Here is a 17,955-nt window from a genome sequence, read left to right on the forward strand (position 1 = left end):
TGGGGACGGACTTGGGGCGCAGTGCCGCTGCTGCCGGGGCGCGGGGCACTCCCGGTCCGGGCGGCTGCGGTCACCAGCACCGACACCAGCAGCCGGGGGTCGGACCCCATCCGGTACCGACGCCAGCAGCCGGGGATCGGCCCCAGCCCGGGACCTCCCACCCGAGCCGACGCGGAGCGACTCGGCCAGTGACCGGGCCCGCCCCGACCGGCGGGGTTGCCGGGGACCCGACACCACGGCCCAGGCCCCGAGCCGGGCCGGGACCGGCAGGCTTCGCCGGGCCCCGGCCCCCGGCCCCGGGCCGGGCCGGAACCGGCCGGCACCGGCCTTCAGTCAGGGTCGGTGCGACGGGCCGTGCGGCCGGAGATCTGTACCCGGTCGAGCGTCCCGGTGGCCGGATCGCGATGGAAGCGGCCCCCGGGTTCGAGGCGCCCGGTGTCCGGATCGCGCAGGTCGCAGGAGAGGTCGGCGTAGCAGACCAGCGGGAGGGGCAGGTCGCCGTCCACCGACAGGGCGGGCGAGCCGTCCGGTCCGGGCGCGATGCGGTAGGTCGTGGTGCCGTTGCGGTAGGTGCCCACGCAATCGGGCAGGGCGACGGGACGCCCCCGGTCCACGGTCGGCACGCCGGCGGGCACCCGTACGCCGGTCAGCCGGCCCAGTTCCTCGGCGAGGTCGCGCCAGAGCGCGGTGGCACCTGAGGCGTTGCCGGTGAAGGCGACCACCACCCCGCTCTCCGGGTCCGCCCGCAGATGGCAGGACGTGCCCTGGGCGTTGCCGTCGTGCCCGCACCACACGCGGTCGTCCCGCTGGTAGAGGGCGAGCCCGGGGCCCCAGCCGTCGGCGAGCGTGCCCGGCCGGGCGGCGGTCTCGGGGCGGCGCATCTCCTTGGCGACGGCGGGCGGCAGCAGGTCAGCGCGGCCGATCAGGGCGTTGCCGAACGCGACGAGGTCCCGGGCGCTCGCGAGCAGCGCTCCGGCCGGCGCCTCCAGCGGTGCCAGGTTCTGCCGGGCCGGACGGGCCTGCCCGGTCGCGGAGTTGACGGCGTGCCCGGCGGCCACGGAGCGACCGGGCGCGACATCGCCGATGAACGTGGGTGTGACACCGAGGGGTTCGAGGAGCAGCGCCCGGACCGCCTCGGCCCACGGCATGCCGGTGACCGTCTCCACCAGCCGTCCGGCGGCGACGTAGCCGGCGTTGGAGTAGGAGAAGTCGGTCCCCGGCGGGAAGAGCGCGTCGCGGGCGGTGCACACGGCGGCGAGATAGCGGGCGGCGGTGGTCGCGGCGGCGGTGTCCGAGTCCGGTCCGGTGGGCAACCCGCCGGAGTGGCTGAGGAGGTGACGTATCGTCACGTCCGGTACGCCGTTCAGCTCGGGGAGGTGTTCGGCGGCGGGTTCGTCCAGGTCCAGGTCGCCGTCGTCGGCCAGGAGCATGACGAGCGCGGCGGTGCAGGGCTTCGTGAGCGATCCCAGGGGGACCGCCGTGTCCTCGGTGAAGGGACTGCCGGTCGTGACGTCGGCCGTACCGGTGTGCACGGCGATGACGTCCGTGCCGGTGTCGAGGGCGAGTTGGGCGCCGGGCACCCGGTGGGTCCGGGCGAGGGCGTCGAGACGGCCCCGCACCTCCCGGCGTAACAGGGACGGCGTCCGGGAGGCGGCCGGAGCGGTGGGGATGGTGTACGGCATGAGAAGGGGACTCCCGTTGGATGGGTCTCATGTGCGGGTGTGCCGGTCCGCCCCGGTTCTGAGCGGTGTCGGGGCCGGCCGGTGCGCTGCGCGCGCTCGGGCTACGGTCTGCGGACCTCGACGGGCAGATGCCGTACGCCGATGATCACGGCCGGATTCTGGTAGGCGATGTCCTCGTAGGAGGGGATCACCAGCGTGCGGAATCGTTCATGCAACATCCGCAGCGCGATCCGCGCCTCCAGCCGGGCCAGGGGTGCGCCGAAACAGAAGTGAATGCCGTGCCCGAAGGTCAGATGCGGGTTGGGGTGCCGGGTCACGTCGAAGACGTCGGGCGCGTCGAAGCGGGCGGGGTCCCGGTTGGCCGCGCCCAGATGCGCCATCAGCAGGGTGTCCGCCGGGATGTCGTGGCCGCCGAGACTCACGGGCCGGGCCACCCGGCGGCCCAGCTCCGGGAACGGCGGCAGCCAGCGCAGCACTTCCTCGACGGCGGCCGGGATCCGCGCGGGGTCGGCGCGCAGCGCGGCGTCGGTGCCGGGGTGCCGGTCGAAGGTGACGACGGCGTTGCCCAGCAGCGCGGTGGTGGTGATGTGCCCGGCGACCAGCAGCAGGGCCACGAAGCCGACCATCTCCTGGTCGGCGAGGCGGACGCCGTCCACCTCGGCGGCGATGAGTCTGCTGGTGAGGTCGTCACCGGGGGCGGCGCGGCGGGCGCGGATGTGGTCGAGCATGTAGCCGTTCATCTCGCGCACCGTGGGGGCGATGGCCTCCAGCGCCCGTTCCAGGTCGGCCATGTCGGGCGCCTCGCCGAGCTGGTCGCCGCCGAACAGGACGCTCGCCCACTCCTGGAAGAGCCGGTGTTCCTCCGCCGGGATGCCGAGGAGTTCGGCGATGACGATGATCGGGAGCGGATAGGCCAGCGCGTCGACCAGGTCGAACCGGTCGCGGTCGGCGACGGCGTCCAGCAGCCGGGCGCAGACGGCCTCGATGCGGGGGCCGAGCCCCTGGACGACCCGGGGGGTGAACGCCTGGCTCACCAGGGCGCGGAGCTTGCGGTGCTCCGGCGGGTCCATGCCGACGAAGTTGCCCTGCCGGAAGGTCTCGAAGTCGGACTGGGTGGGCGCGAGGGCGGAGAGGTCGGAGGAGTACGTCGCCGGGTCGGCGAGCACGGTGGCGACGGTCTCGTGGTCCAGCACCTGCCAGACGCCCTGTGTCTCGTCGTACCGCACCGGCTCCGCCGCGCGTAAGCCACGCCAGCGGTCGGGTAACTCCTCCAGGAGGAGCCGTTCACCCGTCGGTTGCTTGCTGATCACCTTGTCTCCTTGCTGGCGCGTGCGGGCGTGGAGGAGTCATGCGCACAGGGGGATGGCGGGACCCGCGCCGGCCAGGAGGCCGGCGGGTTCCGGGCACGGCTGTGCCCCCGCTGCCGGGACATCCGGACGGGAAGAGCGTGTGACCCCCGTGTCCTCCTCGGACGCGGCGACGGTGAGCCGCCGTCGGACTGGTGCCTGGGTGGGCCGAAGACCCTGGCGCATGCGAGGAAGTCCCGCCCCGTGCGGGGGAAACCTCAGCCCATGCGAGGGAGCCTCGGCACATGCGGTGCGGCGTCAGCACATACGTGCGGCCTCAGCACATGCGATGAAGGACGTGGCGGCTGCGCGGCCGGCCACGGCCTCGCAGTGAGCCCGGTCGTACGGCCCGCCAACCCGACATAACCCATCCCCTCGGCGATACCTCCCGCGCGATGCTCACGCGGGACCCTCCCGGCTCGTGAGGTGTGAGAATACGCAGTCGCAGGGCGTGCAGCCCCGCGATTGGCATGATGCGTACCCCAAGACACCTTCGTTTCGATGGAACTCGGCCACAGTCTTCACGGCGAGTCACATGCAAGCAACCCCCTGAAGTTGAACGGAGAGTACTCTGCCGGTGCTTTTGCGTCACTGTCCGGCCACTCGCCGGGCTCCGCGCGCACGAGACCCCCGGCCGGATCGTCGCCCCCGCGTGTGCCCCGGCGTCTCCGCCGCAAACCGCGCGCCCGGGAAAATACCTGCCACTTGTCACCGAACGACAGTTCGTCCACCCGTGGTCCGCCGCGGGCGGCCGCGCCGCCTCGCGGTTCGACGGGTTGGCCGGACTGCCCCTGATCTGGGGTGATGATCCGGCCGGCGGACGCTCCGGGCGCGCCGACCGGCACGGCGACGACACGCGCGGCGCGCCGCTCCGCCCCACCGCCGACACGCCCGGCCGTCCCCCGCACCTCCGCCCCGGCACTCCACCGCTCCACCGCCGCGGGGCCGGGAACTCCGGCCGATGCGTGTGGAATCGGCCATCCGGGCGCGACGGGGGCGCACACAAGAAACCCGTACACCACCCATGCTTCTCCCCCACCGCCGGGCGCCGCCCGTTACCGCGGCCCGGCCCGCGTTCCCATCCGCGGCTCACCCGCCGCGTCACGGCGTCCGGGCCGAGACGCGGACGCGCCTCCGCGCCGGCGCATGGAGACGGCCGGGCGGGGTATTCGAAGCCATCCGCACCCGGGGGCGCGAACGGAGACTCGTGAACGCTCGCCGTGCGCGGGGCGCCGCCGCGAGGGAGTCTTGTGGCCGGGATGCGACGCGCGGCCGTACGAGGAGGTGGTCGGCGTGTCCGACGGGCCGGAGCCGGGACGGGCACCGGCGGCCGGCGCGACGCCGGCCGGACAGCCGGTGCTGTCGCTGGCGCTGGCCACCCTGATGGACGAGGTCCAGGCGCACTCCGGCGCGGTGTATCTGCTCAGGCCCGACGAGCCGGTCCTGGAGATGGCGGTCATGGCGGGCATGCCCCGGGCCTTCGCGGCGCCCTGGGAGCGGGTGGGGCTGAGCGCGCCGATCCCGGTCGCGGACGCGGCGCGGGAGAGACGGTTCGTGTGGGTGGGCGGCGAGGCGGAGATGGCCCGCCGCTATCCCAGGATCTCGGTGGTGCTGCCGTACCCGTTCGCGTTGGCCGCCGCGCCACTGGCGACGGAGCACACGGTGTACGGCGCGGTGTTCGTGACCTGGCCGGGCACGCATGCGCCGGAGCTGTCGGACCGGGAGCGGGAGCAGTTGGAGGCGGCCTGCGGACGGCTGGCGCTGCGGCTGGAGCGGGCCGCGCGGGAGGACCACCCGCTCGGACACGAGCCGGACGTGCTCGCCGCGCCGGTGTCGTTCGTCGCGGAGACGCTGGGCTCGGTCGAGGCGGCGCGGATGGTGTCCCGGCTGCCGTACGGACTGATGTCGCTGGATCTGTACGGCCGGATCGGCTTCGTGAACACGGCCGCCGCCGAGCTGCTCGGCCGGCCGGCCGGGGAGTTGCTGGGCACGGTGCCCTGGGTGTCGGTGCCCTGGCTGAACGACCCGATGTACGAGGACCGTTACCGGGCGGCGCTGATGAGCCAGCAGGTGACGTCTTTCTTGGCGCTGCGCCCACCGGGCGAGTGGCTGTCGTTCCGGCTGTATCCGAGCACGACCGGGCTGAGTGTGCGCGTCACCCGGTCCCGGGCGGTGGCGGAGATGGCGGGCGGGACCCCGCAGGCGGGTCCGGGCCCGTCCCGGCTGGTGACGATCTCCCAGCTGCTGAGCCTGGCGGGCGCGCTGACCGAGGCGGTCGGGGTGCGGGACGTGGTGCAGCTGGTGTGGCAGGAGGTGGCCCCGGCCGTCGGCAGCCAGGCGCTGGCGCTGCTGCGGGCGCAGGGCGGGCGGCTGCACGTGCTGGGGCACCGGGGCTATCCGGACCCGCACATCGTGGAGCGGTTCAACGGGCTGCCGTTGTCCGAGCAGACCCCGGGCACACACGTCCTGAACAGCGGGGTGCCCGCGTTCTTCGACTCCCGGGAACAGCTGGAACGGCTGTATCCGAGCCGGCACCACACCCCGGACGGCTTCGCGGCCTGGGCGTACCTGCCGCTGATCGCGTCCGGGCGGCCGGTCGGCACCTGCGTGCTGGCCTACGCGGAGCCGCACGTCTTTCCCGCCGACGAGCGGGCGGTGCTGGCCTCGCTCGGCGGGCTGATCGCGCAGGCCCTTGAGCGGGCTCTGCTCTACGACGCCAAGCACCGCCTCGCGCACGGCCTGCAACAGGCACTGCTGCCGCACTCCCTGACGCCCCCGCCCGGCATCGAGGCGGCGGCCCGCTATCTGCCCGCCACCCACGGCATGGAGATCGGCGGCGACTTCTACGACCTGGTGCCGACCCGGCCGCTGGCGGCGGCGGTGATCGGGGACGTCCAGGGGCACAACGTGACCGCCGCCGCCCTGATGGGACAGATCCGCACGGGGGTCCGCGCGTACACCACGGTGGGGCAGGCGCCGCACGAGGTGATGAGCAGCACCAACCGGCTGCTGATCGATCTCGGTGCCGAACTGTTCGCCAGCTGTCTGTATCTGCGGCTCGATCCGGCGCGCGGGCGGGCCGTCATGGCCCGGGCCGGTCATCCGCCGCCGCTGCTGCGCCGGCCGGACGGGCGGGTGCGGGTGCTGGACCTGGCCGGGGGCCCGCTCCTCGGGATCGACGCCGCGGCCAGGTATCCGACGACCGAGGTGTCCCTGGCCCCCGGCTCGGTGCTCGTCCTGTACACCGACGGCCTGGTGGAGTCCCCGGGCATCGACATCGAGGACGCGTTGGTCGACCTCGGCGGGTTGCTCGCGGAGATCGGCGACCAGCCGTTGGAGAGCCTGGCGGACGAGGTGGTCCGGCACAGTGCGGGGGCGCGGGGCCGGGTGGACGACGTGGCGGTGCTGCTGCTGCGGGCGCGCGACGACGGCTGACGCACGGCCGTGTCCGGCCCTCCCGCCGGAGGGCCGGACCACTCCCCGCCGACCGGGACCGCGAGGGAGGCCGGCCGGGGAGTCCTGAGGGGCATGCGGGTCCGCTCAGCGCTGGCCGACCCGCTCAACGCGAGCCGACCCGCTCAACGCGAGCCGACCCGCTCAACACGAGCCGACCCGCTCAACACGAGCCGACCCGCTCAACACGAGCCGACCCGCTCAACGCGAGCCGACCCGCTCAACGCGAGCCGACCCGCTCAGCACGAGCCGGTCCGGGCAACACGAGCCGGTCCGGGCAACACGAGCCGGTCCCCACAATTTGATCCGACCCGCTCAGCGCGAACCGGCCCGCTCAGTGCGAGCCGGTCCGCTCAATGTGTTCCGGCGCGCTCAGTGCGAGCCGGCCCGCTCAATGTGATCCGGCGTGCTCAGTGCGAGTCGGTGAGGGACGACGACCCGTCGTCCGCCGCGCCGGAGCCGGACGGGTCGGCGCTGCCGCCGATCTCGTCACCGCCGGCACCGGCCTGGTCACCGGCACCCGCCTGATCACCGGCACCCGCCTGGTCACCCGCACCGGCCTCATCGCCCGCACCCGCACCGGCCTGGTCGCCCGCTCCGTTGCCGCCGTCGCCGCCGTTGCCGAGCGTCGCGCCCGTGGCCTGGAGGGCGGTGGTGACCGGCTGGAAGAAGGTCTCGCCGCCGCTGGTGCAGTCGCCGCTGCCGCCGGAGGTGAGGCCGAGAGCGCTGCCGTCCTGGGTGAACAGGGAGCCGCCGCTGTCACCCGGTTCGGCGCAGACGTTGGTCTGGATGAGGCCGGTGACGGTGTCGACGCCGTTCGGGTCGGTCTCGCTCTGGAAGTTGACGGTGGCGTCGAGGCCGGTGACCTGGCCGTCGTGCAGCCCGGTGGTGGAGCCCATCCGGAACACGGTCTCGCCCACGGTGGCCTCGGCGGCCTGGTTGATCTGGACGGTCTGGCCGTTGCCGGCGTTGACCTCGCTGGGCGCCTGGGTGTTGGGGTCGTTGTACTTGACGAGGGAGAAGTCGCCCTCGCCGGGGAAGGTGGCCTGGTCGACGGTGGCGATCGGCTGGCCGGTCTCGGAGTCGGACCACTCCTTGGCGGCGACCCCGCAGTGACCGGCCGTCAGGAAGGCGGGACTGCCGTCGGAGGCGGTGACGTTGAAGCCGAGGGAGCAGCGGACGCTGCCGCCCTGCACCTGGGAGAAGATGGCGTCGCCGCCGGAGACGAAGGTCTTGAAGGTGCCGGAGGACTTCTTCAGGGTGGCCATGCCGGACCCGAGGCCGCGGACGGTCGACTGCAGTCTGTTCCAGTTCGCGCCGGTCACCGTGGAGTCGGCGGTGACCAGCACCTTGTCGGTGCGCGGGTCGACGGCCCAGGAGGTGCCGGGGATGGTCGCCTTGGCCTTCAGCGTCTGGGCGGCGGCCTTGAGTTCGGCGGTGCTGTTCTCGACCTGGCGGACCACCGCACCGGCCTTCTTCGCCTGGACGATGACGTTGTTGTCACCGCTGACCACGTTGACGACGAGCCGCTGCTTGCCGCTGTCGTAGTAGGAGCCGGCGAAGGCGTCGCCGAGGACCTTCTCGAGCTGGGCGGCGAGGTCCGAGGCGTCCGTGGCCTTCAGGGTCTTCGCGTCCGCCGTGCCGCCCGCGGTCGCCTTGTCCTGGTCCTGGGAGGCGTTGGCGTTGGGCAGCAGGAGGGCCGCCGCGCCGAGCGCCGCGACACCGCCCACCGCTATCGCGGCCTTGCGCTTGGGCATTCGCTTGTGACTCAAACTTCTCGACCTCCACGGGGGTCTGCCGCTCACGGGCAGTGCGTATCGGGTTCGTACCGGGGCGCCTGGATGGCCGTACGTACGCACCGGCCGCGTGGTGTGTTCAATTCCGGTTCCGAACGGCCGTACCGGGGCGGGGAATCGGCCAGGCTCCGCGTGTCGTGGCGGACGGCCGGGAACAATCCCCCATATGACGATGACCACCGCCGAAGCCGACAAGATCCTCTCCGCCAACTTCGCCCCGTGGGTGCTCGATCTGGGGCTGACCGTCGAAGCGGTGGGCGAGGACCGGGCCGTGCTGCGTCTGCCCTGGTCCGACCGGCTGGCCCGGGAGGGCGGCGGGCTGTCGGGGCAGGCACTGATGGCGGCGGCCGACACGGCGACGGTGATCGCGGTCTCGGCCGCCCGGGGCGGGTTCGTGCCGATGACGACGGTGCAGCAGTCCACCTCGTTCCAGCGGGCGGTGACCGGCGCGGATGTCCTGATCGAAGCGGTGCTGACGAAGCTGGGCCGCCGGATGGCGTTCGCCGATGTCACGTTGAGCGACGCCGCCTCGGGCGCGCTCGCGGCCCGGGCGAGCACGGTGTACGCGATTCTGGGCTGACACACTCAGCTTCCGGCCCCGGCACGCTCAGCTACCGATCGGTAACGGTCAGCTGCGAACACGAAGCGGAATCCACCCTTCAGGGAATCTGCACATCGAATACCCAGGCGCCTCACGGCAGCCCGGAGATCTGCACATCCGTGCGCCCCCTGACACGTCATTGGCGAGGAGTGCCGGATTCGCGATCCGGGGGGCAAGGCACCCGGCGCGACGATGCCGCGCGGCATGTGAAGGAGTCGCTGACATGCCGTGCGCAGACCTGCACCGTTGAACCCCTTCATGGGCCAAGTGCCCAGGTGAGAGCCCTGGTTGATTGGAAGCGCGCCCCGCGTGCGTGCTTTGATCCATCGCACCGCGGGGTCCGGCGGGCCTCTCGGAGACGGGTGCCCGGCGCCCGCGGCCGCGGCCGTCCGTCTGTCCCCAGAGGGGGCCGCTCCCCCCTTGTGAGATATCCATATGAAGGGAAGTTCCACCATGAACTCCACCCCCCAGGTTGAGACCGTCGAGATCTCGGACGCCGAGCTGGACAACGTCTCCGGCGGTCTGTCCGTGAACACCCTCAACAGCACCCTGGGCACCGTCAACGCGGTCGCCCCGGGCGTGACCGGCCTGGTCAACACGGTCGTCGGCACCGTCGAGGGCGTCTCCGGCCTGAACACCGCCCCGGTCAACGGCCTGGTCGCCGGTCTCTGATCGCACCCTCGGTGTGACCGACGTCCCGGAGCCGTCCCACGGCTCCGGGACTCATCGGTGCCCTGAAACACCCGCGTCTCTCCCACAGGTGAGGGAAGTTCCGTGCAGTTCCGCCAACAGGCCCTCGCCAAGCTCCAGTCGCCGGAGGAGCTGGACCTCCCGGTGCGGCTCGCGCGTCCGCAGGGCTGGCTCGCGCTCGGCGTCACCGTCGTCGTCATGGCCGCCGCCTCGGTCTGGGCGGTGACCGGCTCGGTCGCCTCCACGGTGAGCGCGCCCGCCATCCTCACCCACGGGCAGGGCAGCTATCTGCTCCAGAGCCCGGTGGCCGGACAGGTGACGGCCGTCCTCGCCCGGCAGGGCGAGCGGCTGCCCGCGAACGCGCCCGTGCTCGAGGTCCGTACGGACAAGGGCGATTCCGTGGTCCGGACGGTCGCCGCCGGGCGGGTCACCACGCTCGCCGCCACCATCGGCCAGATCATCCGGACCGGCACGAACGTCGCCGCGGTCGAGAAGGTCGCCCACGCCTCCGACCCGCTGTACGCGACCGTGTACGTGCCGGCGGAGAACGCCGCCGCCATCCCGGCGCACGCCTCGGTCGACCTGACCGTGTCCTCCGTACCGACGCAGCGGTACGGCGTGCTGCGCGGCGAGGTGAAGTCGGTGGACCGTACCGCACAGTCCGCCCAGTCCATCTCCGCGTTCCTCGGTGACAGCCAGCTCGGCGAGCAGTTCACCCGCGAGGGCCGCCCGGTGGCCGTCCTGGTCGAACTCGCCGAGTCCTCGTCGACCAAGAGCGGTTACCGCTGGTCCACCTCGGACGGGCCGCCGTTCCGGCTCGACTCCATGACCCTCGCCACCGGCTCCGTCCGGCTCGCCGACCAGCATCCCGTCGATTGGCTGCTCCCGTGACCACCGCCCAGGACACCCGAGGCCGCAGACGCGCGGCCCCCGCGAAGCGGCCGGTCCCCAAGTCCCGTACCGGCACGGTCCGTACGCCCACCGTGCTACAGATGGAGGCCGTCGAGTGCGGCGCCGCCTCCCTCGCCATGGTCCTCGGCCACTACGGCCGGCACGTCCCGCTGGAGGAGCTGCGCATCGCCTGCGGTGTCTCCCGCGACGGCTCCCGCGCCTCCAACCTGCTGAAGGCGGCCCGCGGTTACGGCCTGACGGCCAAGGGCATGCAGATGGACCTCGCGGCCCTCGCCGAGGTGCGGGCACCGGCCATCCTCTTCTGGGAGTTCAACCACTACGTCGTCTACGACGGCATGGGCCGCCGCTTCGGCCGGCGCGGGGTGTACGTCAACGACCCCGCCAAGGGCCGCCGTTTCGTGCCCATGGAGGAGTTCGACGGCAGCTTCACCGGTGTGGTGCTGGTGCTGGAGCCCGGCGAGGGCTTCACCAAGGGCGGGCGCAAGCCCGGTGTGCTCGGCGCGATGCCGGCCCGGCTGCGCGGCACCGCGGGCACCCTGCCCGCCGCCGTCCTGGCCAGCCTCCTGCTGGTCGCCGTCGGCGCGGCCGTACCCGCGCTCAGCCGCACCTACATCGACATGTTCCTCATCGGCGGCCAGACCTCGCTGCTGGGCGTGCTGTTCGCCTCGATGGCCGCGTGCGTGCTGCTCACGCTGGTGCTGACCTGGCTCCAGCAGGCCAACCTGCTGCACGGCCGGATCATCTCCTCCACCCTCTCCAGCGCCCGCTTCCTGCGCCATCTGCTGCGGCTGCCGGTGACGTTCTTCGCCCAGCGCTCCCCCGCCGACCTGGTGCAGCGCCTACAGTCCAACGACCAGGTCGCCGAAACCCTGGCCCGCGACCTCGCGGCGGCCGGGGTGGACGCGATCGTGGTCGTCCTGTACGCGGTCCTGCTCTACACCTACGACCCGCAGCTGACCTTCGTCGGCATCGCCGTGGCCCTGCTGAACGTGGTGGCCATGCGGCTCGTCGTACGGCTGCGCGCGACCCGCACGGCGAAGCTGCGCGCGGACACAGCGCGGCTGACCAACACGTCGTACACCGGCCTTCAGCTGATCGAGACGCTGAAGGCGACCGGCGGCGAGGACGGCTACTTCCGCAAGTGGGCCGGGCAGCACGCCACCACGCTGGAGGAGCAGCAGCGGCTCGGCGTGCCGAGCGCCTGGCTCGGCGTGGTCGCGCCGACGCTCGCCACCTTCAACAGCGGGCTCATCCTGTGGATCGGCGGGATGCGCGCGGTGGAGGGGCACATCTCGGTCGGTCTGCTCGTCGCCTTCCAGGCGCTGGTCACCCGCTTCACCGCGCCGCTGACCCGGCTCAACGGCGTGGCGGGCCGCATCCAGGACTTCGCCGCCGACGTGGCCCGGCTGAAGGACGTGGAGAACTTCCAGGCCGACCCGCTCTACGCCCGCCCCGGTGGCGCCGACTCCACCCGGCGGCTGCACGGGCACGTCGAGCTGGAGAACGTCACCTTCGGCTACAGCCCGCTGGACCAGCCGCTGCTGACCGGCTTCGACCTGACCGTCGGGCCCGGGCAGCAGGTGGCGCTGGTCGGCGGCTCGGGCAGCGGCAAGTCCACGGTGTCCCGGCTGATCTCCGGACTCTACGCGCCGTGGGACGGGGTGATCCGCATCGACGGCCGCCGGCTGGAGGACATCCCGCGCGGCGCGCTCGCCGCCTCCGTCTCCTTCGTCGACCAGGACGTCTTCCTCTTCGAGGGCTCGGTCCGCGACAACGTGGCCCTGTGGGACCCGTCGATCCCGGACGAGGCCGTGGTGGAGGCGCTGAAGGACGCGGCGCTGTACGACGTGGTGATGCGCCGGCCCGGCGGCGTCCACAGCAAGGTCGAGCAGGACGGCCGCAACTTCTCCGGCGGGCAGCGCCAGCGCCTGGAGATCGCGCGGGCGCTGGTGCGCCGGCCGAGCATCCTCGTGCTGGACGAGGTGACCAGCGCGCTGGACGCGGAGACCGAGCTGGTCGTGATGGACAACCTGCGGCGGCGCGGCTGCGCCTGCGTGGTGATCGCGCACCGGCTGAGCACGGTCCGCGACAGCGACGAGATCGTCGTCCTCCAGCACGGCACGGTCGTGGAGCGCGGGCGGCACGAGGAGCTGGTGGCGCGCGGTGGCGCGTACGCGGCACTGGTCAGGGAGCGATGAGATGACGACTGTCCAGGAGGGGTTCGACGGCGACCTCGTCCTCGGGGCTCTCGGCGCGCTCGGCACGCGGTTCGACTGCGCCGGTCTGAGCCGCCTGGACCTGGAGGGTCCGCAGGTGCTGTGGCTGGTCGCGGCCGGCGCCCTGGACCTGTACGCGGTGGACGCCGCCCAGCAGGGCCACTGGCACCACCTTGGCCGGCTGGAGGCGGGCACGCTGCTGCTCGGCCCGGTCGCCGGCCCCCAGCACACCCTGGTGGCCCGCCCGGTCCGCGACTGCGTGGTGCACCGGGTCAGCCTGCGCGAGCTGTACCAGCCGGCGCAGACCCAGACCTGGTCGTACGACGAGTACGGCAACCCGCAGTACGTGCCACCGACGTCGAGCCCGCTGGAGTACGCGCTCGCCCTCGGTGTCGGCCGCGGCCTGTCCGTCCTCTTCCAGGCCCCGCTGGCCGAGGAGCGGGCCACAGCGCCCACGGACGACGACGTGTTCTGGATGCAGGTGCCGCCGGGCAGCGTGCAGTACGGCTCGCTGTACGGCGCGGAGGCCGCCGCCGATCTGCTGATGGACCCGGCGCTGTGGCAGAGCATGGTGGACCAGCAGTACCGGCTGCTGACCGCGCTGGACCGGTGGATCGAGCAGCTGGAGCGCACCCACGAGACCCGGACGGCCGCCGGGATCAAGGCCGGTGAGGCGGTGCGCGCCCAGGCCGACCGGACCCTGCTGGCCTCCATCGGCAAGCGCTCCGACCGCCGTACGACCGCCGCCGACGCCGACGCCACCTACGCGGCCTGCAAGCTGGTCGCCGAGGCGGCCGGCATCCGGCTCGCCGAGCCCGCGCAGAGCGGCACCGAGAGCGACCGGCTGGACCCGGTGGAGCGGGTGGCGCTGGCCTCCCGGGTGCGGACCCGGGCCGTCCGCCTGGACGGGCGCTGGTGGCGGGAGGACGTGGGCCCGCTGGTCGGCCACCGGGCGCTGTCCGGGGCGCCGGTCGCGCTGCTGTGGCGGCGCGGCGGCTATGTCGCCGTCCACCCCGGGACGGGACGCGAGACCCCCGTCGAGAAGGCGAACGCGGAGGAGTTCGAGCCGCGCGCGGTGATGTTCTACCGGCCGCTGCCCGACAAGCGGCTCGGGCCGCTCGGGCTGCTCCGGTTCAGCCTGCGCGGCACCCGCGCCGACCTGCTGAACCTGCTCCTCGCGGGGCTGGTGACGGTGGCGATCGGCGCGCTGGTGCCGATCGCGACCGGCAAGGTGCTCGGCGAGTACGTGCCGAAGGCGCAGGAGGGCCTGATCGTCCAGGTGTGCCTGGCGGTGATGGTGAGCGGGGTGGTCGCGGCGGCGTTCACGCTGCTGGAGAACCTGTCCATCCTGCGCCTGGAGGGCCGGATCGAGGCGGCGCTGCAACCGGCCGTCTGGGACCGGCTGCTGCGGCTGCCCACCCGTTTCTTCACCCAGCGCTCGACGGGTGAGCTGGCCAGTGCCGCGATGGGCATCAGCACGATCCGGCGGCTGCTGGCGGGCGTCGGCCCGGTCATCGCCCAGTCGGTGACCGTCGGAGCGATGAACCTCGCCCTGCTGTTCTGGTACAGCCCGGCGATGGCGACGGCCGCGATCGGGATGCTCGTGGTGATCGCGGCGGTGTTCGGCGGGCTCGGGCTGTGGCAGGTGCGCTGGCAGCGGCGCCTGGTGGTGCTCGGCAACAAGCTGAACAACCAGGCGTTCCAGACCCTGCGCGGGCTGCCGAAGCTGCGGGTGGCGGCGGCGGAGAACTACGCGTACGCGGCCTGGGCGAGCCAGTTCGCGCGCAGCCGGGAACTCCAGCAGAAGGCCGGCCGGATCAAGAACCTGACCACGGTCCTCGGCGCGGTCTATCTGCCGGTGTGCACGCTGCTGATGTTCATGCTGCTGGCGGGCCCGGCCAAGGGGGCCATGTCGGCGGCGGACTTCCTCACCTTCAACACGTCGGTGACCATGGTGCTGACCTCGGTCACCCAGCTGACCGGCGCGTTCGTCTCGGCGGTGGCGGCGCTGCCGCTGTTCGAGGAGATCAAGCCGGTGCTGGAGGCCACCCCCGAGGTGCGCACGGCGAGCACCCGCCCCGGCCCGCTGTCCGGCGCGTTGGAGGCCCGCCGGCTGTCCTTCCGGTACGCCGACGACGGCCCGCTCGTGCTGGACGACGTGTCCTTCGCCGTACGGCCGGGCGAGTTCGTGGCGGTCGTCGGCCCGAGCGGCTGCGGCAAGTCCACGCTGCTGCGCCTGCTCATCGGCTTCGACCGGCCGGTCTCCGGCAGCGTCCTGTACGACGGCCAGGACCTGGCGGCGCTCGACCAGTCCGCGGTGCGGCGCCAGTGCGGGGTCGTCCTCCAGCACGCCCAGCCGTTCACCGGCTCGATCATGGACGTCATCTGCGGCACCGAGCCGTACACGCCCGAGGAGGCGATGGCGGCGGCCGAGCTGGCGGGGCTCGCCGAGGACATCAAGCGGATGCCGATGGGGCTGCACACGATCGTCGCGGGCAACGGCGCGATCTCCGGCGGCCAGCGGCAGCGCCTGATGATCGCCCAGGCCCTCATCCGGCGCCCGCGCATCCTCTTCTTCGACGAGGCGACCAGCGCCCTGGACAACGAGACGCAGCGCATCGTCATCGACAGCACGCGCAAGCTGAACGCCACCCGGATCGTCATCGCCCACCGGCTGTCGACCGTCATGGACGCCGACCGGGTGATCGTGATGGAGGACGGCAAGGTCGTCCAGCAGGGCACCCCGGCCGAACTCCTCGCGGACACCGGGGGCCGGCTGCACGAGCTGGTGCGCCGGCAGCTGGCCTAGCCGGGCTCCTCGTCGTCCGTCCCGGCGGGCTCGTCGTGGTGGTGGGACGGCACCCAGTGGTGCTGGGTGAACCAGCGGCCGAACAGGGCACCGCCGTAGATGACGAAGCCGACGCCGATCAGCCAGGACTCGACGACGAGTACGGTGCCGACGGCGCCGTAGCTCAGGGCGTTGGTGACGACGAGCGGGGTGAAGACGAGGTAGGAGAAGGCGCGGAGGCCGGCCAGGCCGATGACGGTGGCCACCGCGCCGGGCAGCAGCGAGCGCCAGTGGACCTGCCCGCCGAGCAGGAAACGCTGCCCCCACCAGAAGAACAGCACCCCGCTCAGCGCGGAGAACGCGATCCGCTGCGTCCCGTACAGCGCCGACTTCGTCGCCACCTCCTGGTAGAGGTACGCCGTCAGCACCACCAGCCAGGTCGCCTGCCGCCACACCCGGTGCCAGGGGCCGGAGGCCAGGCCCCAGATCCGCTCGTAGGCGTTCTGCACGCTGCCGCCGAAGGACACGCCGAACACGGCGAGCAGGACGCCACTCCATACGCTGGTGGTGCCGATGACCTTGCGCGGGGGGCTGATGACGTCGGTGATGACGCGGGCGGACCGTCCGGACAGGCCCATGCCGTCGGTGAGCCAGGAGGCGAAGCCGCCCCGCACCAGCGGGTCGGCCGCGGCGACCACGATCAGCAGCGGCGCCAGCGTCACCAGGGCCAGGGTGGCGAACCCCATGGCCCGGTGCATCAGCTCCAGCTCCCGGCCGCGCTCGAACAAGGCCTGGACACGTAGCCACCGCCACGCGCGGTGCAGGCCGCGCCGCAACCGCCTCACGGCTCCTCCCGTGCTCGCCGCCCACCACACGCTCTCCTGTGCCGATTCATCCAGCCTGGCACGCGCCGCGCGACTCGCAGCCGGAGGGCGGGCCCCGGCACGGCGCGCTGCTGCGCACGGGTGACCGTCCGGTCGGGCGACACGGCGGGCGGGTGCGCCGTTTGCGCGCCGCCGCGGCGGAGAATCGGACTCCGTGCCTACCACCGAGGACGCGCCGGGCCGCCGGCGGCGCATGCTGATCGTGAGCGCGAGCATGGGAGCCGGTCATGACACCGTGGCCGCCGAGCTGGCGCGGCGGGCCGCCGCCCGGGGCCACGAGGCGCGGGTGACCGACGTGCTGGCGCTGCTGCCCTACGGCCTGGGCACGGGGCTGCGCCGCGGCTACCAGGCGTCGGTACGGCACCTGCCCTGGCTGTACGGCGGCGTCTACGGCGCGTTCCTGCGCGGTGGGCCCGGCCGGCGGCCCAGCGGGGTCCCGCTGGCCCGGCTGGCCGGGGACCGGCTGACGGAACTCGTGGACCGAATGGGCGCCGACGTGGTGGTGCCCGTCTTCCATCTGGCCGCACAGCTGACCGGGCATCTGCGGGAGCGGGGCGGGCTGCGGGTGCCGAGCGCCGTCTTCCTCGTCGACTTCGCGGTGCACCGGCAGTGGCTGCATCCGGGCAACGACCGGTACCTGTGCCTCACGGACGCGGCGGCGGAGGAGGTGCGCCGGTTCCTCGCCGTCCCCGTGGTCACGACCGGCCCGGTGGTCGACCCGGCCTTCCGAGCCCTGGCCCCCGGGGCGGCCCGCTGGCGGGAGCGGTTCGCCCGGCGGGCGCCCGGCCGGCCCCCGGTCCTGCTGTCCGCCGGTGCCTGGGGGGCGGCGTCCCGCCCGGCCGCCACCGCGCGGCTGCTGGCGGCGGCCGGCTATCTGCCGGTGGTGCTGTGCGGGCGCAACGAGCGGCTGCGCGCACACGTCTCCCGGGAGCCGGTGGCGCTGGCCCTGGGCTGGGTCGACGACATGCCGGGGCTGCTGGCCGCCTGCTACGCCCTGGTGGACAACGCGGCCGGCCAGACCGCCGTCCAGGCCCTCGCCACGGGCCTGCCCGTGATCGCCCACCGCCCCCTCCCCGGCCATGGCACGGACGGCGTACACCGCATGACCGAACTGGGCCTGTCCGACCTGGCCCCGGACGCCCCCGCCCTGCTGGCGGCACTCGGGCGGCTCGGGGAGAACACCCGGGAACGCACGGACCGGGTGGCCCGTGGCCGCACCCTGTTCCGAGGGGATGCCCTGGACTGCGTGACGGATCTGAGGGCGGACCCGTGACCCGGTAGGGGCCGCACGCCCCGCGCCCCGGAGGGCCGGGAGCCGTGGCGAGGGCGGAACGGCATGACCACGGCACGGAGCCGGCCGGCACCAAGACCCCGCCCGGAACCGGAACCGGCCCATGGTCACGCAGAGGGCCCACCGCCAACCCGCCTCCCGGCACCCCCGGACCACCGTCGGCACCTGGACCCGGGCACCACCCGTCACTCCCCCGCGACCCCGGCCGGCACCAAGACCCCGCCCGGAACCGGAACCGGCCCATGGTCACGCAGAGGGCCCACCGCCAACCCGCCTCCCGGCACCCCCGGACCACC

Annotated in this window: 11 protein-coding genes; 7 read left to right on the forward strand and 4 right to left on the reverse strand. The window is 73.3% G+C overall.

Features of this window, described 5'->3' with window-relative positions; genetic code table 11:
• Positions 1-329 precede the first annotated feature (329 nt).
• Complete coding sequence (locus ACZ4WH_RS27600; RefSeq protein WP_468185335.1) at positions 330-1,682, reverse strand: serine hydrolase domain-containing protein; 1,353 nt, start codon at positions 1,680-1,682, stop codon at positions 330-332.
• 101 nt (positions 1,683-1,783) lie between these two features.
• Entirely contained in the window at positions 1,784-2,992 is a 1,209-nt protein-coding gene (locus ACZ4WH_RS27605; protein WP_468185337.1) for a cytochrome P450, read from the reverse strand.
• A gap of 1,320 nt (positions 2,993-4,312) precedes the next feature.
• Here ACZ4WH_RS27605 and ACZ4WH_RS27610 point away from each other — a divergent pair.
• Positions 4,313-6,463: a PP2C family protein-serine/threonine phosphatase gene (locus ACZ4WH_RS27610; RefSeq protein ID WP_468185351.1), complete on the forward strand. Its 2,151-nt coding sequence runs from the start codon at positions 4,313-4,315 to the stop codon at positions 6,461-6,463.
• Between the two features lie 428 nt (positions 6,464-6,891).
• Here the strand turns inward: ACZ4WH_RS27610 and ACZ4WH_RS27615 are convergent, their stop codons facing one another.
• Positions 6,892-8,238, reverse strand: a complete 1,347-nt coding sequence (locus ACZ4WH_RS27615; RefSeq protein WP_468185353.1) for a S1 family peptidase — start codon at positions 8,236-8,238, stop codon at positions 6,892-6,894.
• A gap of 205 nt (positions 8,239-8,443) precedes the next feature.
• Here ACZ4WH_RS27615 and ACZ4WH_RS27620 point away from each other — a divergent pair, with 205 nt between their 5' ends.
• The 5 genes from ACZ4WH_RS27620 to ACZ4WH_RS27640 all read left to right on the forward strand — a co-directional run bounded on the left by ACZ4WH_RS27620 (position 8,444) and on the right by ACZ4WH_RS27640 (position 15,505).
• On the forward strand, positions 8,444-8,857 hold the full coding sequence (locus tag ACZ4WH_RS27620) for a PaaI family thioesterase (RefSeq protein WP_103816444.1): 414 nt from the start codon (positions 8,444-8,446) through the stop codon (positions 8,855-8,857).
• Positions 8,858-9,331: 474 nt separating this feature from the next.
• A complete protein-coding gene (locus ACZ4WH_RS27625) occupies positions 9,332-9,550 on the forward strand; it encodes a type A2 lantipeptide (RefSeq protein ID WP_356128588.1) in 219 nt (72 codons plus the stop codon).
• Positions 9,551-9,652: 102 nt separating this feature from the next.
• Positions 9,653-10,459: a biotin/lipoyl-containing protein gene (locus ACZ4WH_RS27630; RefSeq protein ID WP_468185340.1), complete on the forward strand. Its 807-nt coding sequence runs from the start codon at positions 9,653-9,655 to the stop codon at positions 10,457-10,459.
• Positions 10,456-12,678, forward strand: a complete 2,223-nt coding sequence (locus tag ACZ4WH_RS27635) for an NHLP family bacteriocin export ABC transporter peptidase/permease/ATPase subunit (RefSeq protein WP_468185343.1) — start codon at positions 10,456-10,458, stop codon at positions 12,676-12,678. Before ACZ4WH_RS27630 ends, ACZ4WH_RS27635 begins: the two co-directional genes overlap by 4 nt.
• 1 nt (position 12,679) lies before the next feature.
• A complete protein-coding gene (locus ACZ4WH_RS27640) occupies positions 12,680-15,505 on the forward strand; it encodes an NHLP bacteriocin export ABC transporter permease/ATPase subunit (protein WP_468185345.1) in 2,826 nt (941 codons plus the stop codon).
• On the opposite strand, the gene ACZ4WH_RS27645 is transcribed toward ACZ4WH_RS27640, so the two are convergent.
• Positions 15,502-16,329 (reverse strand): ribonuclease BN, encoded by an 828-nt coding sequence (locus tag ACZ4WH_RS27645; protein ID WP_468185347.1) that lies wholly within the window; start codon positions 16,327-16,329, stop codon positions 15,502-15,504. The genes ACZ4WH_RS27640 and ACZ4WH_RS27645 overlap by 4 nt on opposite strands.
• A 193-nt stretch (positions 16,330-16,522) precedes the next feature.
• On the opposite strand from ACZ4WH_RS27645, the gene ACZ4WH_RS27650 reads away from it, so the two are divergent.
• On the forward strand, positions 16,523-17,641 hold the full coding sequence (locus tag ACZ4WH_RS27650; RefSeq protein WP_468185350.1) for an MGDG synthase family glycosyltransferase: 1,119 nt from the start codon (positions 16,523-16,525) through the stop codon (positions 17,639-17,641).
• Positions 17,642-17,955 lie beyond the last annotated feature (314 nt).

It is taken from the genome of Streptomyces sp. NPDC029138 (genome assembly GCF_055564375.1).